22 protein-coding genes and 1 tRNA gene are annotated in these 23995 nt (G+C 62.2%); 9 read left to right on the top strand and 14 right to left on the bottom strand.

Annotated features, from left to right (window positions below):
* Positions 1–295 precede the first annotated feature (295 nt).
* From AB7G19_RS34775 to AB7G19_RS34785, 3 genes are all read right to left on the bottom strand, one after another.
* Positions 296–670, bottom strand: a complete 375-nt coding sequence (locus tag AB7G19_RS34775) for an ABC transporter substrate binding protein (protein WP_135216936.1) — start codon at positions 668–670, stop codon at positions 296–298.
* Positions 671–830: 160 nt separating this feature from the next.
* Positions 831–1301 carry a hypothetical protein gene (locus AB7G19_RS34780; protein ID WP_167768314.1) on the bottom strand — a complete coding sequence of 157 codons (471 nt, stop codon included), beginning with the start codon at positions 1299–1301 and terminating at the stop codon, positions 831–833.
* 212 nt (positions 1302–1513) lie between these two features.
* Positions 1514–1598: transfer RNA gene (locus tag AB7G19_RS34785), tRNA-Glu, on the bottom strand.
* Between the two features lie 483 nt (positions 1599–2081).
* On the opposite strand from AB7G19_RS34785, the gene AB7G19_RS34790 reads away from it, so the two are divergent.
* Positions 2082–3851, top strand: a complete 1770-nt coding sequence (locus tag AB7G19_RS34790; RefSeq protein ID WP_245344195.1) for an amidohydrolase — start codon at positions 2082–2084, stop codon at positions 3849–3851.
* Between the two features lie 154 nt (positions 3852–4005).
* Here the strand turns inward: AB7G19_RS34790 and AB7G19_RS34795 are convergent, their stop codons facing one another.
* From AB7G19_RS34795 to AB7G19_RS34810, 4 genes are all read right to left on the bottom strand, one after another.
* Entirely contained in the window at positions 4006–4953 is a 948-nt protein-coding gene (locus tag AB7G19_RS34795) for an ABC transporter substrate-binding protein (RefSeq protein ID WP_085403293.1), read from the bottom strand.
* 486 nt (positions 4954–5439) lie between these two features.
* The gene (locus AB7G19_RS34800; protein ID WP_244623263.1) at positions 5440–6282 is read right to left on the bottom strand and encodes an enoyl-CoA hydratase-related protein; all 843 of its coding nucleotides are present in this window, start codon (positions 6280–6282) and stop codon (positions 5440–5442) included.
* 569 nt (positions 6283–6851) lie between these two features.
* Entirely contained in the window at positions 6852–7967 is a 1116-nt protein-coding gene (locus AB7G19_RS34805) for a DUF2336 domain-containing protein (RefSeq protein WP_085403290.1), read from the bottom strand.
* A 388-nt stretch (positions 7968–8355) separates the two neighbouring features.
* A complete protein-coding gene (locus AB7G19_RS34810; RefSeq protein ID WP_085403289.1) occupies positions 8356–9084 on the bottom strand; it encodes a sulfite exporter TauE/SafE family protein in 729 nt (242 codons plus the stop codon).
* 700 nt (positions 9085–9784) lie between these two features.
* On the opposite strand from AB7G19_RS34810, the gene AB7G19_RS34815 reads away from it, so the two are divergent.
* The 3 genes from AB7G19_RS34815 (at position 9785) to AB7G19_RS34825 (ending at position 14333) form a co-directional block, all read left to right on the top strand.
* Positions 9785–12889, top strand: coding sequence for an ATP-binding protein (locus tag AB7G19_RS34815; RefSeq protein ID WP_144030810.1), 3105 nt, complete (start codon positions 9785–9787; stop codon positions 12887–12889).
* 758 nt (positions 12890–13647) lie between these two features.
* Complete coding sequence (locus AB7G19_RS34820; RefSeq protein WP_085403286.1) at positions 13648–14109, top strand: universal stress protein; 462 nt, start codon at positions 13648–13650, stop codon at positions 14107–14109.
* 95 nt (positions 14110–14204) lie between these two features.
* Positions 14205–14333, top strand: a complete 129-nt coding sequence (locus AB7G19_RS34825; protein WP_256376431.1) for a hypothetical protein — start codon at positions 14205–14207, stop codon at positions 14331–14333.
* A gap of 66 nt (positions 14334–14399) precedes the next feature.
* On the opposite strand, the gene AB7G19_RS34830 is transcribed toward AB7G19_RS34825, so the two are convergent.
* The 6 genes from AB7G19_RS34830 to AB7G19_RS34855 all read right to left on the bottom strand — a co-directional run bounded on the left by AB7G19_RS34830 (position 14400) and on the right by AB7G19_RS34855 (position 17958).
* Positions 14400–14966 carry a DUF1697 domain-containing protein gene (locus AB7G19_RS34830; RefSeq protein WP_085403285.1) on the bottom strand — a complete coding sequence of 189 codons (567 nt, stop codon included), beginning with the start codon at positions 14964–14966 and terminating at the stop codon, positions 14400–14402.
* 170 nt (positions 14967–15136) lie between these two features.
* Positions 15137–15409, bottom strand: a complete 273-nt coding sequence (locus AB7G19_RS34835) for a hypothetical protein (protein ID WP_085403331.1) — start codon at positions 15407–15409, stop codon at positions 15137–15139.
* A gap of 236 nt (positions 15410–15645) precedes the next feature.
* On the bottom strand, positions 15646–15912 hold the full coding sequence (locus AB7G19_RS34840; protein WP_085403284.1) for a DUF3551 domain-containing protein: 267 nt from the start codon (positions 15910–15912) through the stop codon (positions 15646–15648).
* Between the two features lie 154 nt (positions 15913–16066).
* Positions 16067–16576, bottom strand: a complete 510-nt coding sequence (locus AB7G19_RS34845; RefSeq protein ID WP_063985328.1) for a DUF2867 domain-containing protein — start codon at positions 16574–16576, stop codon at positions 16067–16069.
* Between the two features lie 162 nt (positions 16577–16738).
* Entirely contained in the window at positions 16739–17629 is an 891-nt protein-coding gene (locus AB7G19_RS34850) for a sigma-70 family RNA polymerase sigma factor (protein ID WP_085403283.1), read from the bottom strand.
* A 20-nt stretch (positions 17630–17649) separates the two neighbouring features.
* Positions 17650–17958 (bottom strand): hypothetical protein, encoded by a 309-nt coding sequence (locus AB7G19_RS34855; RefSeq protein ID WP_071917696.1) that lies wholly within the window; start codon positions 17956–17958, stop codon positions 17650–17652.
* Positions 17959–18221: 263 nt separating this feature from the next.
* On the opposite strand from AB7G19_RS34855, the gene AB7G19_RS34860 reads away from it, so the two are divergent.
* The 3 genes from AB7G19_RS34860 to AB7G19_RS34870 all read left to right on the top strand — a co-directional run bounded on the left by AB7G19_RS34860 (position 18222) and on the right by AB7G19_RS34870 (position 21087).
* Positions 18222–19628, top strand: coding sequence for a DHA2 family efflux MFS transporter permease subunit (locus tag AB7G19_RS34860; protein WP_085403282.1), 1407 nt, complete (start codon positions 18222–18224; stop codon positions 19626–19628).
* Between the two features lie 197 nt (positions 19629–19825).
* Positions 19826–20563 carry an SDR family oxidoreductase gene (locus AB7G19_RS34865; protein WP_028158991.1) on the top strand — a complete coding sequence of 246 codons (738 nt, stop codon included), beginning with the start codon at positions 19826–19828 and terminating at the stop codon, positions 20561–20563.
* Positions 20564–20589: 26 nt separating this feature from the next.
* The gene (locus AB7G19_RS34870) at positions 20590–21087 is read left to right on the top strand and encodes a DoxX family protein (RefSeq protein WP_167768142.1); all 498 of its coding nucleotides are present in this window, start codon (positions 20590–20592) and stop codon (positions 21085–21087) included.
* Positions 21088–21130: 43 nt separating this feature from the next.
* Here AB7G19_RS34870 and AB7G19_RS34875 read toward each other — a convergent pair whose 3' ends face one another.
* The gene (locus AB7G19_RS34875; protein ID WP_085403281.1) at positions 21131–21814 is read right to left on the bottom strand and encodes a TetR/AcrR family transcriptional regulator; all 684 of its coding nucleotides are present in this window, start codon (positions 21812–21814) and stop codon (positions 21131–21133) included.
* A 204-nt stretch (positions 21815–22018) separates the two neighbouring features.
* Here AB7G19_RS34875 and AB7G19_RS34880 point away from each other — a divergent pair, with 204 nt between their 5' ends.
* Together AB7G19_RS34880 and AB7G19_RS34885 are read left to right on the top strand one after the other, a co-directional pair.
* On the top strand, positions 22019–22852 hold the full coding sequence (locus AB7G19_RS34880) for a sugar phosphate isomerase/epimerase family protein (protein WP_085403280.1): 834 nt from the start codon (positions 22019–22021) through the stop codon (positions 22850–22852).
* Between the two features lie 19 nt (positions 22853–22871).
* Positions 22872–23951 (top strand): Gfo/Idh/MocA family protein, encoded by a 1080-nt coding sequence (locus AB7G19_RS34885; RefSeq protein ID WP_094184291.1) that lies wholly within the window; start codon positions 22872–22874, stop codon positions 23949–23951.
* Positions 23952–23995 lie beyond the last annotated feature (44 nt).

Genomic DNA, 23995 nt, shown 5'->3' on the forward strand with positions numbered 1-23995 from the left:
AGGGCAGCGAGGCACATCCACCAAACGCCAAGGATATTGGTTTCGATCCTGCCTCTGTAAGAACTGTGTTGCTGACGTTCGGCGGGCTTCACAATCCACCACGAGGCAATCGGGGCGAGCGAAGAGCCGCCGTGGTCCTAATGAAAAGCCCAGGACAGAGGTCCCGTGCCAAGGTCCGGGTCGTACGCACCGGTCCACCTTTGAGCCGGTGACTTCCGGTCTACTCGCGTGAACGGAATTTGGCAGACCAACGCGACTGGTCGGGCTCGTGCCAATAGACGTCTTTTGCGTCTACTCAATTATTTGAGTCAGCTTGTGCGAGTAGTGTCGTCGGAACTACGAGCTTGAGCGCTTTTGCAGTTCTAACGTTGATCCATAACTCGACCCGCGTCGGCTGTTCGACGGGCAAGTCGCTGGCTCGTGCACCCTCAAGGATTCCTTTGACGTGGTAAGCTGATCGAATAAAATGACGCCGTCTCGACGCACCGTAAGCGAGTAGACCACCTTCCCCGACGAAATCCGGCGATGTTGCGAAGCTCGGAATGCGGTGCATCAACGCCAACGCGGCGATGCGGCTTCGATACGCGAAACGAGGACGACTTCGCGACTCCATCGACCATCGGCCCCGGACCCGGACCCGGCGAGCGCAAGAGCGCACCCGCGTTAGCATTACTTGGGCCGCTTAACGATACCAGATCGCTTCGCAGATGGCCTCCGGGTGACGATCGTTTCAATACCTTGCAGCGTCCGCGCGAATTCGGACCGCAGGTGCTGCGCGTGTGCTGCATCCTTCGGCTCAGATAAAAATGCAATCTTCACGAAGAAGCGGTTCAATCGCGATGTGACGAGAAGATTGTCAGAGTGTTGCGAGCGTAAGTTCGTGATCTGTCGTCGCATCTCAACGAGATCGAACCGGTCATCGTCGGGCTTATTCGCCAAATGAAGCTCATACCGTTGCGGTAGATAAACGAAGCCGCCGCGCCGAGTATCTTGGCGCGACGACCTCGCCATGGTGAACCCGGACGGGGCAATGTCCGGTGCAGAGAGGTTAGCGCTCCGCAGCTCGGGTGCAATCGAAGACGCGGATTAAGCTTGATGTCGTCGCGGAAGGTTAAATCTGGAACAAGCGCTACTGTGGTCTGCAGCACGCCCGCGCGTCCAGTTAAGCGCTCCTTCTCCAGCGACGTCCCGGCCACGCGATCAAGGTCGGAGCCTAGCGCTTTGGCGCGGGTTACGTCGCGCTCAATCGATCGCTCGGACTTGCCAGATTTTGCCGCCGTGTCCTTAGCGAAACTGTCCATAAGGCCGTCAAGCCGCCTTTCGCTTGGAGATCAGCTTCGCCCGTTGCGCCGACGTCAGGTCGCGGCGGATCAGGTTTTCGTCGATTTCCATATCCAACCAAATTCAACTTCACGAAGCACTCGCCCGGCGAGCGTGGCGACCCCGCGAATTGCCGCTATCGAATGCCGCTAGCGCCGCTATTTGTTGATGTAAGTGACTGAAAAACACTTGCTGGCGCTCCCTAGGGGAATCGATCCCCTGTTTCAGCCTTGAGAGGGCTGAGCAGCAAGAGTGAGTTCGCCGCCGGAGTTGTGGCTAGGATCAAGAGCCGAGCCCCTGGTTCAGGCGGAGTTCCATCCATCAAGGACTAGGTGGTTGGCTCGAGCTTTTGTCAGAATTCGCGGCCTAGTTCACGAGTCGCGACCCGCTAGGCTGCCTTTGACGAGACTTCGACCTACGACATTTAGCGGGCAACGCGAACTCAGAACTCAATATCGAGCGCGCTTCCCCTATCGACTCACGAGTTTTGGCTTTTGGTGAAAATCGACTCATGATTCTTGGGTTTCTCGACTCGCGAATTTTTGGCAGGCCACGATAAATCAATGGGTTAAGCGACTCGCTTTTGATTGGTCCCGACACGCTTCGCGAGCTTCGGCTAGGCAAACCGGTGCCGCAAATGGCAAGCGAAGCGGCGAAGGCTGCCGCGCCGAAGCCCGACGGGCGAAGGCGGGCTGCGAAATCAATGATTTGGGCCTTGACCGAATTTTCCGGTGGACCGGCTGATTTTGTTGGAGCCAGACATGATCAAGATCGCGACACTCCCCGTTGCGACACGCGATGCCCGCGAGCGCATCCAGCGGCGGATGTGTGGCGCCGTTCCTGCCTCTCTCATTCCTGCCTCTCTCATTCCGGGACTGAACATGCGCAAGCTTCTGGCGATTTTGGTGATCTCGTGCTGGGCCACTTCGGCTTACGCACAAACGGCCGACCTCATTGTCACGAACGCAAAGATCGTGACGCTGGATCCTGCATCGACGATCGCGCAGGCGCTCGCCGTCCGCGACGGCAAGATCGTTGCAGTTGGCGGCAACGATGCCATGGAAGGCCTGATCGGGCCCGCGACGCGCCGCGTCGACGCCGGCGGACGCACGATCATTCCGGGATTGATCGATTCCCATATTCACGCCGTGCGCGCCGGCCTCACCTACGCCACCGAGGTCAACTGGATCGGCGCAAAGACCATTGGCGAAGCCATGGAACGCTTGCGCCAGGCGGCCAAAGCGCGCCCGGCGTCCTGGATCATCGTGGCCGGTGGCTGGAGCGACTTGCAATTTGCGGAGAAGCGGCGGCCGACGCTCGCCGAGGTGATGTCGGCCGTTCCCGACAATCCGGCCTACATCCAGCTGTTCTATTCGGCGCTGCTGATGACGCCGAAGGCGCAGCAAGCCCTCGGGATCTCCGCGGATCAGTTGCCGGCCGGGATCACGGCCGAGCGTGCCACATCGGGCGAAACCACGGGCTGGTTCAACGGCTCCATCGTCAGTATCTCCGCGCTGTTCGATCGCCTGCCGAGGCCCAATTTCGAGGACAATGTCGCCGGGACCCGGCAGTTCTTCACGGAGCTCAATCGTCTCGGAATTACCGGGATCGTGGATCCCGGCGGTTTCAGCATTTATCCCAGCCACTACGCCGCCTTGCAAAAGCTCTGGCGTGAAAAATCACTTTCGGTGCGTGTCTCCTACAGCCTGTTCGCCCAGAATGTCGGCGCCGAATTCGAGGAGTACAAGAACCTCACGCCGTTCCTGCCGATGGGATTCGGCGACGACATGCTGCGATTCAACGGAATCGGCGAGCGGATCACCGGCGCCATGTACAACAACAACGCGCCCGACGCGGCGGCGAAGGACAAGTTCCTCGAGATCATTCGCTGGGCGGCAAAACAAGGGCTGACGGTCACCATCCATTGGCAGGAAGACAAATCCGTCCATCACCTCCTCGACCTCTATGAAGAGGTCAACAAGGAGACGCCGATCGCGCCGCTGCGCTGGTCCATCGCCCATCTCGACAACACCTCGCCCGAAACGCTGGCGCGGATGAAGGCCCTTGGTGTGGGCTGGACCATGCAGGACGCCATGTACCTCGGAGGCGACCGTATCGTGGCGCAGGCGGGCGAAGCCGCGCGCAGCATGCCGCCCATCGTCACGGCGTTGCGGACGGGCGTCCATGTCGGGGCCGGCACGGATGCGCATCGGGTCGCATCCTACAATCCGTTCGTGGCGCTGCAATGGATGCTCGACGGCAAGACCGTCGGCGGACTATCGACGCGCGGCCCGGACGAAACACCCAGCCGCGAAGAGGCCTTGCGCCTCTACACCGTGGGAAGCGCCTGGTTCTGCTTCGACGAGACGCGGCGCGGCACGCTCGAAAACGGCAAGCTCGCCGACTTCGCGGTTCTCGATCGGGACTTCATGTCCGTCCCCGTCGAGCAAATTGGCGCCACGGCGTCTCTGCTGACGGTCGTGGGTGGCAAGGTCGTCTACGCAGCGGATGTATTCGCAAACGCAAAATAAGAGCTGGAGGCCCGCCGTGCCGCTCTCGCGAAATCTCGGCCTGTTGTCCAATGCAGCGATATTTGCTCTCGTCTCACACCATGCAGCTCGGGCCGACATACGTTCCAGCCAGTTCCTGGGCGGCGGTCCCTTGGTGGCTGCCCGGCAGCCGCGCTCATTCAACCACCTCGTCGGCGCGTAACAGGAATGACTCCGGTACTTTCAGACCGAGTGCCCTGGCGGTCTTCAGATTGATGACGAGGTCGAACTTGGTCGGCTGTTGGACTGGCAAGTCGGCGGGCTTCGCCCCACGCAAAATCCTGTCGACAAAGGTCGCAGCAAGCCGCCATAGGTGGGTTGCGTCCACGCCGTAGGACATCAGCCCGCCCGCATCGACGAACTCTCGGTATTCAAACATCGTTGGAATTCGCGCGGTCAGCGCTCGGGTCGCAATGGCGAAGGTGAGTGGGACGCCGACGGCATAGAGTGCGTCCGCACGGTCCCTGAGGGCCTCGAAAGCCGATGCAACGTCCTCTGCGCGCCGGATTTCCAATATCGTCGCCTCGAGGCCGAGCGCGGATGCCGCCGCCTGCACCTCATCCATCCTGTTTTTGAAACCGGGGCTATTGGCATTGACCATAACGGACAAGCGGCGGAAACCTGGGACAACCTCGCGCAACAGCTCGAGGCGCTTGCCGGCAAGACTGATGGGGTTGAGCGCCAGGCCGGTCGCATTGCCGTCCGGTCGGGCCAAACTTGCGACGAGGTCGCTGCCAACAGGGTCGCCAGAAATGGAGACAATTGGGATGAGCGATGTCGCGCGTTTTACCGCGAGAGTCGGAGATCCCCCCACCGTGACGATGACATTCACCTTGAGCCGGACGAACTCGGTCGCAATTTCCTTGGAGCGTTCGGTATGTCCCTCCGCAGAGCGATACTCGATCGCAACGGTCCGCCCCGCGATCCAACCGAGTTCGCGCAACTGATCCTCGAAATCTTGGGCCGACCAGGCCGGGCCCAAGAATCCGATGATGGGTAGCTTTTTCGTCTGCTCCGCCCGCGCCGGGCTCGGGCCCATAACCGCGGCAACGCCGACGAGCGTGATGAACTCGCGCCGCCTCATTGAATTACTCGTTTGAAGCGCCCGACTGAGGCATACAGCCTAGCATTTTTCAACCGGGAGCCGAGCGAGAAAAGGGCTGGCAGCCCGCCCTAACCGTGCGACGCAATGTCCGCAACGGGTCAAAAACGGCGCTTGGGAAGTCGGCCGGTCACTTCCGGTCCGCCCCGATAAGCGGACCACTTCGCAGTTCGCTTGCAGTTCGCATTGGGGCCATCAGGAGAAGTAAGCCGTCCTCACTCGATCACTTCGTCGGTGCGGGCGAGGAGCCCTGGCGGTACAGCCACGTCGAGAGCCTTTGCCGTTTTGAGGTTGACTGCCAACCCCGTCCCGATGCACCCAACGACTTCTTTATCCAGCCCGCCGCCATCCCAATGAGGCGTGGCACGTCGCCCAACAGTCGAAGAGCGCCTGCCCTTCGGCGAGACTTGGTAGAACGAAATACGCTGGCGATACGCGAACGCAACACGACCGTCCGCGAGCTTGTTGTCACCGTCCATCGTAAACGGGTGGACGCTTTTGTGCCTCGGCATCACGGCCTTCCTGGAAATCCCTGGTCGTGAGCAGCGCACTATATTGGTCGCCGAGCTTAGCGAGCGCCGTCTGAGAGTCTTCGAGCGCCATATGGGAGGAGGCCAGGGACGTCTTAATCCCGAGAGGGCCGCATGCGGCGATCTTGTTGGCGATCTCGACAGCCTTCGCGAGAGCCGCATCTCGGTTTGGGGCCACTTCCTGAACCGTTCCCATCCGGAGGGCTTCCTTCGCACCCCAATGATCGCCTGTTAGAATGAACCGCATGGCATTTCCCCATCCGGCTTCTCTGGGGAAACGAACCGTTGCACCGCCTCCGGGAAAACGGCCGTGCGTATTCTCATCCTGACCGAACTCCGTGTCTTCCGACGCTACGCGTATGTCCGCTACAAGGAAAAGCTCGTGCGCCATATTCCAGGTGTCGCCATGCACCGCGACAACCAGAGGCTTCGTGAGCGCTGGCCCGGTCCGCCCCAGAGGGTCGATGAAGCCGGGCCCATCCATCATCTTTTTTCCCGACTGAGCGAATGCCTTGTAGGCATCGACATCGACACCTCTGGAGAAGCGGTCGCCATAGCCGAACAGAACCGCCGCACGGAGCGAGGGGTCCCGATCATACTCGTAGTATGCTCTCGCCACGCTTTCTGTCGCATCCGGATCCAGCCGGTTGTCGATGTAAGGCCGATTGATGCCAATCAGTACAATTTGGCCTCTGCGCTCGATGGTGATCTTCGTCTGCTGATCGTACGGGATGTCCGCCATAAGCCTGGACTGCGCGGCCTCGTCGGTTTGTGATGTCATCGACTTGTCTCCCGATTTCTGGGCCTGCAACGCAACCGTCCCGAAAAGAACGGCCACTACTCACCGCTATCGGTGCTGAAAGCTGTGGTGTTGAGCAACGCCAGGCATTGCCCCATAAGCCCTGTTGGCCCCATACCAGGGAGCCGCGCCGCCAGGGAGTTCGAGGCCCATTCTGCCTGCTGGCGTTAACTCGCAGTCGTTCAATATATCCCTATTGGGATATTGCGCCTGAAACGAAGCTGGATTTTGAGTCGCCCACGTCGGGCACTGGGCACTTGCAGAGGTTATCGCGCCAATCGACATCATCGCTGCAATAATGGAAGTCCTGAATCCAATCATAATCGTACTCCGAACGGTTGTTGTTTTCGTGCGGAGCGTTCGCGCTGGCTAGAATCGGCTGCTCTGTTGAAAGCGTTTCCTGCGAATTTTTTTGACAAGGATTAGCTAGGTATGCGCTTGGGAAAAGACACGCAGTGGAAAATCACAGCTGCGCGAACGGCAAATCGGCACGCTCACCATTGCGTGAGCCGCCCCCACATCCACGGATGTCTGACGTCGGGATTGCGGTCCTAGATCATGCGCCGAGGCTGTTGAAAGGAGCCGCCAAAAACCTCCTCCTTTCGCGTTCGGTAGATGGTGACGACCTCCCGGCACGCTTTGACATTCAACCGGTGGAAATCGATCTTCAATTGATCCAGCTCGCCAACGGTTATCCGGTAGTTGGCCGCGCCCAGGAACAGCAGCGCCATTGTGGTGGGCCATGAGAAATCGAGAGACTTGGCCAGGATCAACACCGGCTCGCGATCCTTCTCGATCAATGCCCGTTCCGCGACGTCTATTGGAAGCCCACAGAGCAACGACAGGGCAACGGTGGTCTCGTTGAACTTGAGAGAGTGAGCAAGCTCGAAGACCTTGTCTTCCGTCAATTCGCCTCTCTCGTGCAGTTTTGCCACCGTGCGTTTCGCCGTGAAGTAATCCTTCGACGCCGGGCCAAACCTGGCGTGAATGGCGCCGGTGACATCGACGACGACGCGATGGACCTGATTTTCGATATCCGGACGCTCCCTCTTCAGCTTTTGCCGCACCTCTTCAGAGGCTTTGGCGATCAACTGGTGGAAGAGATGTCGAGGAATATCCTTTCGAAGTCCTACCGATTCAGCGAGGATCGAATCCCCTTCCGACCGCCGCACCAGGTGCAGAAATCCGGATTTGGAGAGGTTCGCCCCGGCATTTGAAGCGACCGAGGTTACGACCTCGGGAGATCCGCGCACCACCAGGACATCGGTGACCGTTTCCGGGACCGTTTGCCGCTTGGAGATTGCAAGCAAATGTTGCTGGCTCTTGTTCTTGGCACACGCAATCAATGTCTCGGTGTCGAGGCGCTCCGACTGACTGAGAACCGGCCATGCGACATCGATGCAGTCGTCGCTTGCCATCTGCCGGGTCAACGCATAGGGCGCGTTTGAGCTGCATGCGAGCTTTCCCGCGAGCTTCGCCCGCGCGCTCGTTTCAATCTCTTGCGCGAGACGACCGATGACCTCACCGAACGTCCAGATCTGCTCCTCGGAATAAGTGCCGGCGATCAGGATGTCCGCCGCATGCCAGAGCGCCCGCAGACAACTCTCGGGATTTCCTCTCGCAACTGCTTCGTCCAACTCGGCCAAGAATGACGTGATAGCAGCCATTGATGCGCTCGCGGTTTGAAAATAATCGAACGACAAAAGCGGATTTCAAACGAATGGGCGATGACACCACTCCAGACCTGAACACGCCGTAAAATCATTCCCGCCGCCTCGGATCGGGCATAAGATTCGCCTAATCAGATCGATCGAATTTTAGGTAGTGCCTGACTTGGAGGAAGCGGACGCCGTCAACACCCGCCCAACGTAGCTGCACCCGCGAGGTCACGCGTTTTGACCAGCAGCAGTCTCCGGCAAGCGAAGGATACCTCGGCTGGGGCAGCAGCACCGCCCACCGAATGGTTCGGCTCACGCTTAAGGGATTACGGCGACAGTGCTACTGCGCGCCGTACTCGAATGGCTGAAATTGTAACTGGAGGCGCGACCGACGTAACTACAATACCAGCAACAGTCCCGAAACCAGCAAGATGCTGAGGATAATTCGCCGGAACAGCGCGTCATCGACGCAGCGAAAGACAAAAATCCCGAGCGCCGTTCCTGCAACGAGCGCCGGGATGCCGACGGCGAAGTCAACCAGGACCTTTGTCGACAGATCTCCTCGGATCAGCATGAGAACAAGTGCGAATATCTGCATGGCGGCGATGAAGGGTTGAACCATTCCGCGCTGTTCGGTTTTCGGCACGCCGTGGATGTCGCACCATATGGTCGGTATTGCACCCGGCATTGCCGTCAACCCGCCGACAAAGCCTCCGCCGAAGCCGATCAATGCATTACGTCCCGCATTCATCTGCAGGCGATGAGAAAGCGCCGGCCGGAACAACGTGTAGGCCGCGTAGCAGGCGACGGCGAGACCAAAGCTCTCCCTGAAGATCCGGGCGTCTGCAGCTTGCAGCAACCACACGGCGATCGGAACGCCAAGCAATCCGCCGACGACCAGTCCCGAGCTCTGCTTCCAGCGGATGCTTTTTCTCAAGGCCCAAAGACCCGCGGCTTGCACGGTGATGCTGCAGGCCATCATCAGCGGGACCGCCTCCCGTGGCGGGAGAACGTGAAGGAGAATCGCGCCGGCCACCGCCGAAAAGGCAAAGCCCGCGAGGCCCGAGACGAAAGCGCCGCAAAACACGGCGATGCTGAGCAGGCAAAACGACGCCATGTCGCCCATGAGCTAACCCTTCGTGTCTGTCAAATCCTGGAATAGCGAGCTGGCGATCAGTCCCCGGACGACAGTCCGGGCGGCTCGGGCGGTGCCCCAGCATCGCTCTGGCGGGTCGACGTCAACATCGTGGCTGCAAGAATGTGAAAAATGACAACGCCGATGGCGATCGTTGCGAGCAGCGTATTCTCGCCCGGCGCCGAAATCCGAAGCTTGCGTTCGGACGGCTTTTCACTGACCGGCATTGTCTCGCCCTCCAACATCTGACCGAGAGGCAAACTGGGGCCACGCATTGTCGATCAGGTGGTAGTTCTGCCGAAGGGTGCGCTCTGCCTGCAGCCGTCGCGCATGGTGGAGCGCTTGAAGGAGGCGCCCAAACCAGCCTTCCTTTCGGGAAGACCCCGTGGAGGCGACAAACGAACTCGCTGAAATTGACGCATCGCCTCTGGGTGAAGCTCTGCCGTTAAACAATGGTACGGAGGATGCCACGAGCGACTGAAACATCTTGTGAAGCAACAACCCATAGAACACGCGGGTGAGACGCCGTGCCTTATCTTCCAAGCGCATGACACGAACACCTTGTGTGAGTGACCGGATACGGCTGGAAGTATCGAGCGGGACGCGGGGCCACGCTTTAAGGCGAGCTTAATTTGTTCTTATCGTTTCCTTGATTCTGAAGGGTGTGCTTGCTTTCGGGCCCGCGTACCGGTTGAATATCCGCCTTGCGCACACCTCCGAAGGCATTGTTTTGCTGTACCTATTTGACGAGTTTGTCCTCGACACCGACCGGCGGGAATTGCGCCGTGACGGACGTACGATCCCGTTGCAGCCCCAGGTTTTTGACGTCCTCGAATATCTGATCCGCCACCGCGCCCGGGTGGTGACCAAGGACGATCTGATCAGTGCAATCTGGGGCGGGCGCATCGTCTCGGAGTCGGCGCTCACCACCCGCATCAACGCAGCCCGTACCGGAATAGGCGATTCCGGCGAGGCGCAGCGGCTGATCAAGACTTTGCCGCGCAAAGGCGTCCGCTTTATCGGCACGGTGCGGGAAGCGGCCAGGGAGGTCGAGAACGCGGTCGTACCTCTGAAAACCGAAATCTCCACCCCGGTGGTCGGCCGGACCCCCTCCTTCGAGACGATCGACCAGATGACGCGGCACGTCCTGTCCGGCAAACGGCAGATGGCTTTTGTCACCGGAGAAGCCGGGATCGGCAAGACGGCCTTCATCGCCAAGGCGCTCGAGCAGCTGACGGAACAGGGCTTCGATCAGCTCTATGGGCGCTGCACCGAACGGTTCGGAACCGACGAAGTCTTTCTTCCACTCATCGATGCGCTGGTGAGCCGCTATCGCGCAAACGGCCCGGAACTGATTTCGGCAGTTCGCGCCCACGCACCCACCTGGATCCTGCAATTGCCAGGCGTCATCGACGCATCGGAACGCGCGGCTTTCCAGGACGAAGTGTTCGGCGCGACGCGCGAACGGATGCTGCGCGAATTCTGCGATCTTCTGGAAGCGCTGAGCCTCGACCGCCCCTGGGTTCTTGTTCTCGAAGATCTGCACTGGAGCGACTTCGCGACACTCGACGTCCTGTCTCGGTTCGCACGCGGGAACGGCAACGCGCGCGTGCTGGTCCTCTGCTCCTATCGTCCGGCCGACAGTTCCGTCGGCGGGCATCCCATCCCTCGCCTGCACCGGGACCTCGAGATTCACGGATACTGCAGCGAATTGCGCCTCGATCGGTTGTCGCGTCCGGAGGTCGAGCGTTACCTGGCATTGCGCTTCGGCGACGAGCAGCTTGCCTCCAGCCTGTCAAAGCCGGTATTCGAGCGAACGCTGGGACATCCGTTGTTTGTTGCCACGCTGCTCAAGCACTTGATCGACCAGGAGTCGATCATCGAAATTGACGACGGATGGCGCCTGTCCTCACAGGCGGCATTTGCGCAAGACCGCATTCCGGACAGCCTCGTGAACATGATCGGCCACGAGCTCGATCGCCTCACCGACAACGAGCGGCGTCTGCTCGACGTCGCCAGCGTTGCCGGCGAGGAATTTTCTGCGGCCCTCGTTGCGGCCGGTCTGTCCGACGATGCGATCGACGTCGAAAGGGACATCGAAGCGTCGATCCGGAAGGATCAAATCCTCGCTCGGTCAGGGGTTTCCGAGTGGCCCGATGGCACATATTCGGGCTGCTACGCTTTCCGTCACATTCTCTATCAGAACATCATCTACCAGAATCTGCCGCCGGGGCGCCGCGCACAAACGCACAAGCGCCTGGGCAAGAGGCTGGAGGAGGCCTATGCCGGCCGCACCCCTGAAATAGCGCCTGCGCTCGCACTTCACTTTGAGCAGGGTCGCGACTTTCCGAGCGCGTTGCGTTACCTCCGGGAAGCGGCAAAGAACTCGACGAAACGCCTCGGCCACGCGGAGGCCGCAAGCTATCTCACCCGCGCGCTTGGCATACTCGATCGCTTCGATGCTGCCGACAAATTCTCGACCCGCGTCGCTCTTCTGCGGGAGCGAAGCTGGGCTCTTCGCTCGTGCGGCGACCTCGCCGGCTCCATCCGTGATCTGCGAGACATGATTGCCTGCGCCGAACAAGCGGGCGAGATCAAGCAACAGCTCAACGGCCTTACGGCTGTGAGCAGCCTCTGCTTGCGCGTGGATCGCCACGCCTGCCTTGAGGCCGCTGAAGATGTGCTGTCGCGAAGCCAGGCGCTGGCGGACGACACATTCAAGGCTCTGGTCCAGGGCAGCAGCGCGAGCGTCAACCTGTTCCTCAACGGCTGGCGCAAACAGGACGCCACGCTCTGCGACAGGGCGATCGAGCTGAGCGCGAATGCCACGCATTATGGCATCCTGATCAGGCGCAATGGAATATCCGGTATCGTCGATTGCTGGAGGTCGCGGTACCAGGAGTGCCGCCGCGCCGGCACGGAAGGCAAGCGGTTGGCCCGTCTGGCCGGCGACGTCTACACTTTTGTTCTGTTCAACGTTCTTGAGTCGATCGCGCTTATTCATCTGGGCGAGTGGCGCGAGTTGCGACTTGAAATCACGGCCGGCCTCGAACTGGCCGTCAGGAACGCGAACGGCCCCAGCAGCGCATTGTGCCGGCTGACGCTTGCGTGGTTGCACGTCGAAGCGATGGACTTTGATGGAGCCCGTGAGCTCTGCGAAAGCGTCGACGATAGTCTGCTGGTCGGAGATCAGTCGACCTACTTCCACAAGCGGGCCGTCCTTGCCAAGGCCTATGTCGGGCTGAACGACCCGTCGGGAGCTCGCAGGCAATTTGATGACATCGAGCGCCGCAGGCATGAAGAAGGCATCGATATCGAGTTTACCGCCGCGACGCAGGTGTATCATTGTCTCGGCGAATATTACCTGCAGGTTGACGACTTTACGCAGGCTGAGAGCTGTGCGCGCCAGCTCCACGACTATGTGGCCACGGCTCCGGATCTCAATCACCTGGCCCAGGCCCACGGACTGCTCGCCCGTACTGCGCTTGCCATGGGCAATTCAGCGGAGGCTCAGTTGCAGCTGTCCCGCGCGCTGGAGATCGTCGACAGCGCCGACTTCCCGATTGCTTCCTGGCGGGTGTACCGCACGGCCGCCGAGATCTTCGCGAAGTACGGCGACGTCGACAGAGCGGCGACGTATCGCATGCGATTTGTCGAGACCGTCCGAAGGCTCGCGCAAAATTTCGAACCCGGGGATCGGCTGCACAAGAGCCTGCTCGCCATGTTGGCGACGCGAACAGCGCAACTGGAAGCAATGACCTCTCTGCCTTCGCGGCCCGACAGTGCACGCCATTGACCCGATCCGCCTCGACACGCATGGCGGCCAGGTCTGCAATCTACCGATCGGTCGGCCGAAATGGCGATAAACTGTGCGGCAAGTTGCGATGAAAATGGCCAAGCTACTTTGAGCTTCGCGCCGCGCGCCAATCCTTGCGAACGCCGGCGAGGTCCGCTGCTCAGCATATCATGGGGTTATCCCCGTGGTCGCAAACTCCACCCGGTTGATCCGAGGGCACTGGCGCAAATGCGTGGTAGGCCGGCGCAGCGATCGATCGCTCGAAGCGGGAGCTCGCCCCCACGCCCTGTTCGGTGTGCCGATCGCCAGTGCGGTGCTCACGCGCCTGGAGCGGCGTGCTGAAGATTGCGGTGACGACCAGTCCGGTCAACAACGCCTTGGACAGGACTGATCCGACGAGATTTTTGAATGGTGTCATCGTGGTGGTTCCTTTCGTTTGGGGGATCCCCCGCGAGGCAAGAGATCCGATCCACCACCCTTAGACGTGCGTTGTCGCGCGCTTATTCCCAAGTCACAAAGTAGTTTCCGAGGCGCGTACAATCTTCTCGGACACGAGACAGAGCTCTACGCCAGATTCGGTTGCCTGCATCGAACGTGAATAAAAGTTTAGTTAGCCGAGAGCCGGGCGCGTCCACGCGGTGCGAGGCGAACCTTGTTGAGGCTGTGACGGCGAGACCGAAAACGCGGATGGACCCACGGCGCGTATGAGATCATATTACCCAGGCATCACTTTGTTCGAAGAGCAAAGGATTAATCGAATGTACGCCAACATTCTCTTGAGCACGGACGGATCGGACGTCGCGCGAAAAGGCGTTGAGCATGGCATTGCCCTGGCGAAGGCGTTGAACGCCAGGCTGACGATCATCACTGTGACGGAAGCGCTGCCGGTCGACTATGGGAGCGGACACGCCTCGGGATGGATTCCGACCCAGGAGGAGGTTGACAGCTATGACGCAGCCTGCAAAGCCCGTGCAGGCAAAGTGCTCGATGAAGCGCGCGCCATGTCGGAGCAGATCGGCACGCCTGCGGAACTCCTGCACGTTCCGAATGCGCACCCGGCGACTGCGATCATTGAAACAGCAGAGTCGAGAGGCTGCGACTTGATCGTCATGGCCTCTCATGGGCGTCGCGGCCTCAGGAAGCTGTTTCTGGGCAGCCAGACATCCGAGGTCCTGGTGTACGGAAGCGTGCCGGTGCTGGTCGTGCCAAAACCGGCATAGTGCAGGGCTTACCCGACGCCACTCGGCTGTTCTGCCGGGCGAGCCCAACCGAAACAAGGCGCCAATCGACCGCTCTCACGCGGCAGGAGAATTTTATGGTCAGTGAAAAAGGCCCGAACATCAAAAAGAAGCAGAAATGCAAAAATTGCGAGGGCAAAGGCTTGCTCAAGAAGGGCGAGAAGGTGGTGAAGTGCCAGCGCTGCAAGGGCACGGGGGTGCGGTGATGTTGAGTTGATGACCGCTCTATTCCCGGGGGATTGAGATGACAGTGCACTTCCAAGCAATCGATTTTATTTTTGATCAGCCCGGCTGGATCGGACCGAAGTCACGGCGTCACCGATTCGCCTTAGCGTATTCGTGTTGCGCAACGTGCCGACGCCCTTCAGGCGCCCCGCGCCTAACGCCGAAAGCAAACGCGATCGCGCTGGATCGCCCGTAAAATGGATCCAGAGATCGCCGCCGGCGACGGCTATTCGTTCATCGCTGACATAGCGTGCGAGGGCGTTTTCGCCACCTTTCGGGATTGGACTGCGCATCACGCGAACGGCGACCCTTTGCGGATCAGCGGTCGCTTCGGCACGAAACGGGTTTGCGCGTAGCAGGCGTCGCCACGCGTCAGCGTTGCGAACGATGATTGCGACATGCTTGCCGAACCGCACGTTGAAGGCCGCTTCGAGATTTTCTTCCAACTCGGAAATCGACGCCTTGTCGCTGTCAAACGTCAGATTTCCCGTCGCGCCGATGGTTCTGGGGTCGTGGAGGCCGAGGCCTTGCGCCATGGCACGCAGCTCGGCCATCGCCAATCGCCGGCCGAGCGGGAGAACCACACTGTAAAGCAGGGCCACGTAGGTCGTCATCGTTGGATGGCTCTCGTTCTCGGTCGGCTATCCTGACCAGCTTTATCGTTCACAACGTCAAATATCTTACGGGGTGCAGTCAAGCACTGTCACCGTAGTAGCCCGCACCATGAAGCCACTGGTATTCCGGCCGGCAACATCAAGCTTCGTGCGGTATTCTGGGCGATCCATCACAGAAAGGTCGTGAGCTCATAAGCCAGCACGGCTCCGCCAAGACAGCGCCGCCATGGGTTCACCCCGCGGAAAATCTCGTCGAGGGCCCAAACGATGAGGCCGCCTTTGAACACGATGTCCAGGGCAATAGCGGCATTGCCCGGCGGCTGCCAGATCCAGCGCAGGGCACCGGCCACGATGACGACCCAGAGAACGAGGTTGGGGGCCTGGGCGATCGTGATGTCACCGGTTTCGCGATTCCGAAAGAACCATTGCAGGAACCTGGACATGATCGCGCTCGCCTCTCCGATCGCGAAGATTATCGAGTACTCCGGTCGCCGCGATTCCCGATGTTTGCGATCGAGGGCCGCATCGGGTCTTTCGCGGTTTCGGGAGATGACGACGACAGCGCTGGATTGCTCGCCATCGACGGGCAGCCTATGCGTCCCGACGCATTGCGGCTGCTTCGGTGGAGCAGCCACATCGAACAAGGGCGCCGTCGCCGGCGCCCTTCATCGCTTGCCGCTCAATCCCGGCTGCGATGCAGCACGTGCCGTTGCTGCTGCGGCGCGTAGGCCCGCATCGGGTTGATACCGCAGCTCTCGTTGGTGCCGCTCGCGGTGGCGCGGCACTGCTCATAGGTGGAAAACTCGCAATTGCCGGGGTAGCCCGATTGGCGGCCCTGCAGGCAATAATTGTCTTGCACCTCGGTTGCGGACGCGGCGGTAGAGGATGCCGCGACGGTCAAGGTGGAAACGGCCGCAAGGACGGCGATGGCAAGATGACGATGCATGAGGGAACTCCTGTGTAGCGCTCGCCGGATGCGAGGACTCTCGTAAGCTAACGTTTGAGATCTCGAATACTTCGCAGCCGGAGAGATTAAATCGCTGTTATGTGCCACAGGGGCGGCACGCCCGTGCTCCGCTCTTGCGCCGCGGCGCGCGACCTTACAGTTCAGCTGGCCAGCCCGATCGCTCGGCTCGACGCAAGGACGACTTTACGATCAGGCGATGGAAGGGCGCGATTCCCGCGATATAGGCCCGCCCTCCCAAATGATTGAAGGTCACGACCGTTGTGGCGACAAGTCGGCGGCACAAGGCGGACTCTTCAACCAAAACGGACAAACGGAAGTCGAGATGGCGATCGTCCTCGCCAAGGATAATCTCATGACGACGCCGATCGTAGACCCGAAAGAAATCGATCCTGTCGGTCGCAACGTCATCGCGCAAGTCAGACGATGTCTTAAGACCGAACCCCGCAACCAAAGTGTCCCTTAGAGCCACCAGCCAGCCAACCCACCGCGCCTGACCCATAAGCATATGGGTGGCGAGGCGCTCGGCGTCGCCCGTCGCATGGCTCGGCAGATCGATCGCGAATGCGTCAGCGAAGCCCGCCTTGGCGTAGAGCGGCTTGAGCACCGAACGCTGCGGCAAATCCACTCGAGCAACGCGCGCCATAGATGTTCTGCCCGGACTGAATGGAAGCGAAGAGGCGGTGGAGACCAATAGCACCGGCGGGGCTCTCCAACAAGCGGCGAGGCCCCCGGGCAAGTCGATGCCCCCTCCCCACTCAGCGGTCATTGAAACTGAAGCGCGGACCACGCTGCCGGCCACGCCCACTCACCCTCCATCCACTACGCACTCCGCACCATCGATAACGTAGGCTGCGTGACGAAAATCCCTGATGATGGCGAGCTTGTCGGCGGACCAGTTCAACAGCATGAAATATTTCGCCCGCCCGCTCGGCTCATTCGGATCGAACACCAGGATCGCGGGACGTCCGTCGACCTGCCCCGTCACCAGGTGCCAGTCGCTGATCTTCGAATAATTGCCGAAATAGCGCGACACCTCGGCCTTGCCGTTCAGCCTGGTGCGGTTGATGAGCTCGAGCCTGACGTCATCGGCGATCATGGCGCGGATCGCGTCGAAGTCGCGCGCATTGAAATGGCCGACATAGGCGTTGAGCCGCGTGCGATCGGCCTCCGACAGGCCTGGCTGCGGCACATCGTCAGGCTCCTCGGCGAACTCACGCAGCTGCGTGCGCCCGCGATGCAGCGCGGCCTTCACCGCCGGCAGGCTGAAATCCATGATGTCGCAGACCTCGGCAAGCGAGCAGCCGAGCACGTCCATCAGGATCACGCTGGACCGCTGCGCCACCGGCAGCCGCATGAAGGTGCGCAGGCTGGTCGCAGCGATCTGGCGGCTTTCCACATCATCGAGCTGGTCGGCAATCATCTCCACCTCCTCAGCCGAATGAAGCGCCTCCTGTCGGTTGCGGCGGCGCAGGAAATCCAGCGCGGTGTTGTGCGCGATGCGGAACAGCCAGCCCTCCGTATTGACGACGGGCGTGACCGATTGCAGCGCTCCCATCGCCTTGATCAGCGCATCCTGCAGCACATCCTCACCGTCGATGACCGAGCCGACCATGCGCGCGCAGTAGCGATGCAGCTTCGGCCGCATCTGCGCCAGCAGCGCCTCGATATCGATGGTGGCCAGTGGCTCTGGCGCCATTGTTCCTCCGCCTCGCCTGGTCAGGACTCGTTCAGCATACGGTAGTTGCCGACGATCCTCACATCACGAACCAGCGGCGGCTCGGCGCAGCGGTCGCGGATGCCGTCCTGGAACGCCTGAAACGCCCTGAGTTTCGGGATCGGGCTCGAGCCGTCCTCGGCCGCGGCCTCGACCAGATGGATGAAGGTGTCGTCCTCCAGCCGCAGCGTCAGATAGCGCACGCCGTCCGGCCCGGCCGCCTTCAATTCGGCAAATACCGCCGAAACCAGCTCGGCGTTCCTGTCGGCCAGCTCGGGCTTGGCCTTGTACCTGATCAACGTCCTTTTCATCGCGCTCTCCTTGCTCATCTCGCGACCTGGCTCGCCCATCGCGCGCCATCTTTCCATTTCGGCATGACCCTCCCGGAAAACCGGTGCCCCGCTTTCCGGATCAAGCTCGCGTCAATGGCCGCGTCATCCCCAAGGACGTTTGGCGGCCGGCGAAGGATGCAGCCGGGGAAAAATTATTTCCGGGCGCATCCTTTGCCCCTCCGACCTCGTCTAGCCCACAGAACGCGCCGCGACAGGGTGGCTCGACACACGGAGAGAGGGCGATGCAGACCCCGACCAATCGCGCCGAGAAGAACTGGGTGCTTGGCGTCACCGCGCTGGCATCCTTCATGATGGCGCTGGACGCCATGATCATCACGACGGCATTCGCGACCATCCGCGCCGAATTCGGCAGCCCGGTCGAGACGCTGCAATGGACCGTCAACGCCTTCAACCTGACCTTTGCCGTGCTGCTCCTGACCGGCGCCGCGCTCGGCGACCGCTTCGGTCGCCGCCGCATGTTCGCGGCCGGGATCGCCCTGTTCGTCGTTGCATCGGCGGCCTGTGCGCTCGCCGGCAATGCCACCGCGCTGATCGCCGCCCGCGCGCTGCAGGGCGCCGGCGCCGCTTTGGTGATGCCGCTGGCGATGGCGATCCTGAGCGGCACGTTCGGCCGCGAGGAGCGCGCCCGCGCGCTTGGCATTTTCGCCAGCATCACCGGCTGCGCGCTGATCATCGGCCCCGCCATCGGCGGCTTCATCACCGAACATTTCGGCTGGCGCTGGGTGTTCTGGATCAACCTGCCGATCGGCCTGATCGCGATCGCCCTGGTGCTGGCACGCTTGCGCGAAAGCTTCGGACCGGCTTCCGCATTGGACATCGCCGGACTGGCGCTCGTCGCCCTCGCGGCGCTGGCGCTGGTCTGGAGCCTGTTGCGCGGCAACGCCGTGGGGTGGGCGAGCGCCGAGGTCATGGGCACGCTGATGTCAGGCCTGGTATTCACAGCCGGCTTCGTGCTCTGGGAATTGCGCGCGGCCGCGCCGATGGTGCCGATGCGACTGTTTGCATCGCGCGCCCTCGCCTCCGGCATGTCCGCAAGCGTCCTGTTCTACGCCGCGATGTATGGCGTCTTGTTCCTGCTGCCGCAGTTCCTGCAGACCACGCTGGGCTTCGACGCCTTCGGCGCCGGACTTCGCCTGCTGCCCTGGACCGCGACGCTGTTCGTCACCGCCCCGATCGCCGGCGCGGTCGTCAACAGGTTCGGCGAGCGGCCGCTGGTGGTGACGGGATTGCTGATGCAGGCGATCGGCCTTGGCTGGATCGCGGAGATCGTGAGCCCCACGGTCGCCTACTCCGCCTTGGTCGCGCCGCTGGTGCTGGCCGGCGTCGGCGTCTCGATGGCGATGCCGGCAGCGCAGAACGCGATCCTGAGCTCGGTCGCGGTGGCTGAAATGGGCAAGGCGTCCGGCGTCTTCAACATGGGCCGCTTCCTCGGGGGCATGTTCGGCATCGCTGCGCTGGTGGCGAGCTTCTCGGCCAACGGCGGGGCCTACTCGGCCGCACATTTCGAGAGCGGATTTGCTGCGGCGATGCGCCTCGCCGCAATGCTGTCGTTGGCCGGCGCGATTGCGGGGCTTTTCCTGCCGGCACGGCGACGGACCGCCAGTGCAGCCGCGCCACAGGATGCGTGACGCTGACACAGGCACGGGGCTGCGGTGACGTTGAGGTGGTGACCTCCCTCATGCCAAGGTAAGGGCCGCCAAGCCGTCAGCGGCGGATACCGCACCATTCACTGTTCGCCCCACCCGAACAGTGAAGCCAATTCCAGCGGGATTATCCAGCCAACCTCCCTGCCTATTATCTCCCCATCAAACAGGGAGACCCCACCATGACCACCCAGCACCCACGCACAGCCATCGTCACCGGCAGCTCGAAGGGCATTGGCGCGGCGGTCGCCGAGCGGCTGGCGCGGGACGGCCTCGCCGTCGTCGTCAACTATGCGAGCGGCGCTGCGCCAGCCGAGGCGCTGGTGGCGAAGATCAAGGCCGCCGGTGGAGCGGCGATTGCGGTCAAAGCCGACATCAGCAAGCTGGCTGACGTGCGCGCGCTGTTCGACGCGGCCGAGACGGCGTTCGGCGGCGTCGACGTGCTCGTCAACAATGCCGGGATCATGAAGGTCGCCCCATTGGCCCAGACCACCGACGAGGTGTGGGACCAGACCATCGCGATCAACCTCACGGGCACCTTCTATGCGCTGCGTGAAGCGGCGAAGCGGCTGCGCGAGGGCGGCCGGATCGTGAATTTCTCAACGAGCGTGGTCGGGCTTTATCAGCCGACCTATGCGGCTTACGCCGCGACCAAGGCCGGCATCGAGGCGATCACCCACATCCTCTCGAAGGAGCTGGGCGTGAGGCGGATCACGGTCAACGCGATCGCGCCGGGCCCTGTCAACACCGAGCTATTCCACAACGCCAATCAGCACGACATCTCGCCGATCATCGATCGGACGCCTCTGCATCGTCTCGGCGAACCCGACGACATCGCGCGCGCGATCTCGTTCCTGGTCGGGCCCGACGGCGGCTGGATCAACGGCCAGATCCTGCGCGCCAATGGCGGCATCATCTGAAGCCGCATCGTCTGGAGATCATGACCATGAGCGATGCGATCACGGGCGGGGCCCCACGGCACAGCCCCGCGTCCCTGCTGTTGCCTGGCTTGCGAAATTTCTACGAGATCGCCAATCCCGTTTCCTATGCGTTTCTGCGCGTTGCCTTCGGATTGATCCTGTTCACGCACGGCTTGCCGAAATTGCTCGGCGAGTCCCACGGCGCCATGGCCAATCCGTTCGCGAGCTCCATCAATTTCATCACCAATTCATTGCATTTTCCGGCCCCGGTGGCGTTCGGCTATTTCGTGATGCTGCTGGAAACCATCGGGGCCATCATGCTCGCCGCGGGGCTGTTCACCCGCCTCGTCGCGCCGATGGTCGCCGTGCAGATGGCGATGATCTGCCTTATCCATTACCCCAAATGGGCCTGGATCGATCGCGGCATGGAGTACCCGTTCCTGATGGGCCTCGTTGCCCTGCACATGTCGTTTCGAGGCGGCGGGCGATTCTCGGCGGACCGCTTGATCGGACGGGAGCTTTGAAGGCGCGCCGGAGGGCCCTGCCCGCTCCGGCCGCGCGAGGTCTTCACACCGCCGCCGTTCGATCCCCCCGCACACAACGCCACAGCAGATCGGCGATCTCGGCGCGGCGCTGCGCCCTCGCCTTTGGCGAGGACATGTCGAAGGCGAATTGCGCCTCGAACGTGTGACGGTTGGCGACCGCGAAGAAGCTCAGCGCATTCAGCGTCATATGCAGTTCGACCGGATCGATGCCGGGCCGGATCGCGCCGCAGGCCGCGCCGCGCTCCAGCACCTTGGCAATCTGGCTGATGCTCGGCTGCGTCATCTCCTTGAGCCTGCGGCTGATGGCCATGTGCCGTCCGCGATGGATGTTCTCGATGCTGACGAGGCGGACGAATTGCGGATGGGCCTGGTGGAAATCGAAGGTGAATTCGGCAAGCCGGCGGATCGCGGCCTCCGGCTCCAGCGCCTCGAGATGCAGATCCTCCTCGGCGGCGCGCATCTCCGCATAGGCCATCTCCAGCACCGCGGTGAACAGCTCTTCCTTCGAGTTGAAATAGTAGAAGATCAGCCGCTTGGTGATGTTGGCGCGGGCGGCGATGGCGTCGGTGTTGCCGCCGGACAAGCCGTTCTCGGCGAACTCCTCGAAGGCGATGTCGAGGATCTCCTGCCGCGTCCGCTCGCGGTCGCGCCGCTTGATCGGCACCGGCTTCGCCGCCCGGACGGGCTGCTTCTTCACACCTGGCATCTGGCCCTTCGGTCCTTCACGGCGGCCGGTCGCGGCATCGCCCTCCCTCCATAGCGCAATCGCGGGCCCTTGACATCAATTATCCCATTGGGTAATTATCAATTAACCTATGGATTAATTAAGAGGGAGGAGACACATGCGCCTGACCGGCGACCGCCGCGCCAGCTCCCGACTGCCGCGATTGCCTGTGCGGGCGAGCAGGCCATGACCGCGCTCGGCCTTGCCCATCTCACCGCGTTGGAGCTTGCGCCCACGGCGCTGGTTGCCGAGGCGGCGCGAGCCGGGTTTGCAGCCGTCGCGCTACGCTTCATCCCGGCAACCAGCGACGGGCCGGCCTATCCGACGCAGGTCGGCACCGAGGCCCACCGAGCGCTGAAGCGCGTGCTTGACGGCGAGGGCGTGCGGGTCAGCGACATCGAGCTGGTCCAGCTCAAGCCCGCCATCGACATCTCCTCGCTCGCAGGCTGTATCGAAGCCGGCGCCGATCTCGGCGCCACAGCGATCATCGCTTCGGGCGACGATCCGGATCGGTCCCGGCTCACCGCGCGTTTCGCCGAGCTCTGCCAACTCGCCGCGTCGTTCGGACTGCGCGTCGACCTCGAATTCATGCGCTGGCGCGCGATCGGCAATTTGGCGCAGGCCGCGGCGGTCATCCGCGACGCAGGCCAGACCAACGGCGCCATCCTGGTCGACGCGTTGCACCTGGCGCGCTCCGGCGGCCGCGCCGCCGACCTGATCCCGCTTCCCGACCATTGGCTCCGCGCCGCGCAACTCTGTGATGCCGTCGCCGAAACGCCGGCAACGGACGCGGCCATCATTGCCGAGGCGCGCGCGGGACGGCTGCCGCCCGGCGACGGCGCTCTGCCGCTCGGCGCACTGCTGGAGGCGCTGCCCACTGATGCCGCCCTCAGCGTCGAGATGCCGTTGCCGGCGCTCGACGCGAGAGAGCGGATCGCCACGGCGTTCAACGCGACCAGGAACTTGCTCGAAGGCCAGGCCCGCGGCGCCAGACGCCGCGACTGCCACGGCTGGGCCTAAACCCAACGGAATGCACGAGATGACAAAAATCAGGATTGGCGTGATCGGCGCAGGATTGATCGGGCGCAAACATCTGCGCAAGCTGGCCGAGCATGGCGACTACGAGCTCGCCGGCATCGCCGACGTCAACGCCGAGCAGGTCGCGGCCGAGCAGCCCGGCGCACGCGTCTTCGCGGATTACCGGAAGCTGCTCGACGAGGCGCGGCCCGAGGCCGTGATCATCGCGTCGCCCAATCAGCTCCACGCCGAGAACGGCATCGCATGCGCGCGGGCCGGCATCCATATCCTGATCGAAAAGCCGGTCACCGATACGCTGGAGACCGCCGCCGGCCTGATCGCGGAAGTCCGCAAGGCCGGCATTCGGTCGCTGGTCGGGCATCACCGCCGCCATCATAGGCAGGTGAAGGCGCTCAAGGCGCTGCTTGGCGAGGGCCGTATCGGCGATGTCGTCGGCGTCTCGGCGATCTGGGCCACGCACAAGCCGGCCGACTATTTCAAGGCTGCGCCCTGGCGCTCGCAAGCCGGTGGCGGGCCGATCCTGATCAATCTGATCCACGAGATCGACTTCCTGCGCTTCGCGGTCGGCGAGATCGTCGCCGTGGAGGCCATCGCCGCGAACCGGCAGCGCGGCTTCGCGGTCGAGGATACCGCCGCCGCGCTGCTCGAATTCGAGAACGGCGCGCTCGGCACGTTCTTCCTCAGCGACTGCGCGGTGACGCCCTGGACGATGGAGCAGGGACTCGGCGAGGCGCCGGAGTTTCCGTTCAGCGGACAGAGCAGCTACCGCCTGATGGGCCGCCGCGGCGCGATCGAATTCCCAAGTCTCGATCAATGGACGCAGGAAGGCGGCGCGCAGGACTGGAACAGGCCGATCCAGGCGCAGGCCAATCATGCGGCGTCGACCGATCCTTATGTCGCCCAGCTCGATCATTTCCGCGACGTGGTCCGGGGCGTGACGCCGTCGCTGCAACCGGTCGAGGACGGCGCGCGAAGCCTGCTGGTGACGCTCGCGATCGCAGAGGCCGCGACGGCGCGACGGCGCATCGACCTGCGCGAGCGCTACGCGGGGCTAGGACAAGGCGAGCAGGCAACGACCTAGAGCACGGCTTTCACCGCCGTCGGACAGACGCGAACGGGCCAAGC

It is taken from the genome of Bradyrhizobium sp. 215_C5_N1_1, from assembly GCF_052075935.1.
In the GTDB taxonomy this organism is placed as follows: domain Bacteria; phylum Pseudomonadota; class Alphaproteobacteria; order Rhizobiales; family Xanthobacteraceae; genus Bradyrhizobium; species Bradyrhizobium barranii.

Excerpts from the sequence above, each read along its gene's own strand:
- AB7G19_RS34775 (WP_135216936.1), bottom strand. The coding sequence starts at position 670 with ATGCTAACGCGGGTGCGCTCTTGCGCTCGCCGGGTCCGGGTCCGGGGC.
- AB7G19_RS34780 (WP_167768314.1), bottom strand. The coding sequence starts at position 1,301 with ATGGACAGTTTCGCTAAGGACACGGCGGCAAAATCTGGCAAGTCCGAG.
- AB7G19_RS34790 (WP_245344195.1), top strand. The coding sequence starts at position 2,082 with ATGATCAAGATCGCGACACTCCCCGTTGCGACACGCGATGCCCGCGAG.
- AB7G19_RS34795 (WP_085403293.1), bottom strand. The coding sequence starts at position 4,953 with ATGAGGCGGCGCGAGTTCATCACGCTCGTCGGCGTTGCCGCGGTTATG.
- AB7G19_RS34800 (WP_244623263.1), bottom strand. The coding sequence starts at position 6,282 with ATGACATCACAAACCGACGAGGCCGCGCAGTCCAGGCTTATGGCGGAC.
- AB7G19_RS34805 (WP_085403290.1), bottom strand. The coding sequence starts at position 7,967 with ATGGCTGCTATCACGTCATTCTTGGCCGAGTTGGACGAAGCAGTTGCG.
- AB7G19_RS34810 (WP_085403289.1), bottom strand. The coding sequence starts at position 9,084 with ATGGGCGACATGGCGTCGTTTTGCCTGCTCAGCATCGCCGTGTTTTGC.
- AB7G19_RS34820 (WP_085403286.1), top strand. The coding sequence starts at position 13,648 with ATGTACGCCAACATTCTCTTGAGCACGGACGGATCGGACGTCGCGCGA.
- AB7G19_RS34825 (WP_256376431.1), top strand. The coding sequence starts at position 14,205 with ATGGTCAGTGAAAAAGGCCCGAACATCAAAAAGAAGCAGAAATGCAAA.
- AB7G19_RS34830 (WP_085403285.1), bottom strand. The coding sequence starts at position 14,966 with ATGACGACCTACGTGGCCCTGCTTTACAGTGTGGTTCTCCCGCTCGGC.
- AB7G19_RS34835 (WP_085403331.1), bottom strand. The coding sequence starts at position 15,409 with ATGTCCAGGTTCCTGCAATGGTTCTTTCGGAATCGCGAAACCGGTGAC.
- AB7G19_RS34840 (WP_085403284.1), bottom strand. The coding sequence starts at position 15,912 with ATGCATCGTCATCTTGCCATCGCCGTCCTTGCGGCCGTTTCCACCTTG.
- AB7G19_RS34845 (WP_063985328.1), bottom strand. The coding sequence starts at position 16,576 with ATGGCGCGCGTTGCTCGAGTGGATTTGCCGCAGCGTTCGGTGCTCAAG.
- AB7G19_RS34850 (WP_085403283.1), bottom strand. The coding sequence starts at position 17,629 with ATGGCGCCAGAGCCACTGGCCACCATCGATATCGAGGCGCTGCTGGCG.
- AB7G19_RS34855 (WP_071917696.1), bottom strand. The coding sequence starts at position 17,958 with ATGAAAAGGACGTTGATCAGGTACAAGGCCAAGCCCGAGCTGGCCGAC.
- AB7G19_RS34860 (WP_085403282.1), top strand. The coding sequence starts at position 18,222 with ATGCAGACCCCGACCAATCGCGCCGAGAAGAACTGGGTGCTTGGCGTC.
- AB7G19_RS34865 (WP_028158991.1), top strand. The coding sequence starts at position 19,826 with ATGACCACCCAGCACCCACGCACAGCCATCGTCACCGGCAGCTCGAAG.
- AB7G19_RS34870 (WP_167768142.1), top strand. The coding sequence starts at position 20,590 with ATGAGCGATGCGATCACGGGCGGGGCCCCACGGCACAGCCCCGCGTCC.
- AB7G19_RS34875 (WP_085403281.1), bottom strand. The coding sequence starts at position 21,814 with ATGCCAGGTGTGAAGAAGCAGCCCGTCCGGGCGGCGAAGCCGGTGCCG.
- AB7G19_RS34880 (WP_085403280.1), top strand. The coding sequence starts at position 22,019 with ATGACCGCGCTCGGCCTTGCCCATCTCACCGCGTTGGAGCTTGCGCCC.
- AB7G19_RS34885 (WP_094184291.1), top strand. The coding sequence starts at position 22,872 with ATGACAAAAATCAGGATTGGCGTGATCGGCGCAGGATTGATCGGGCGC.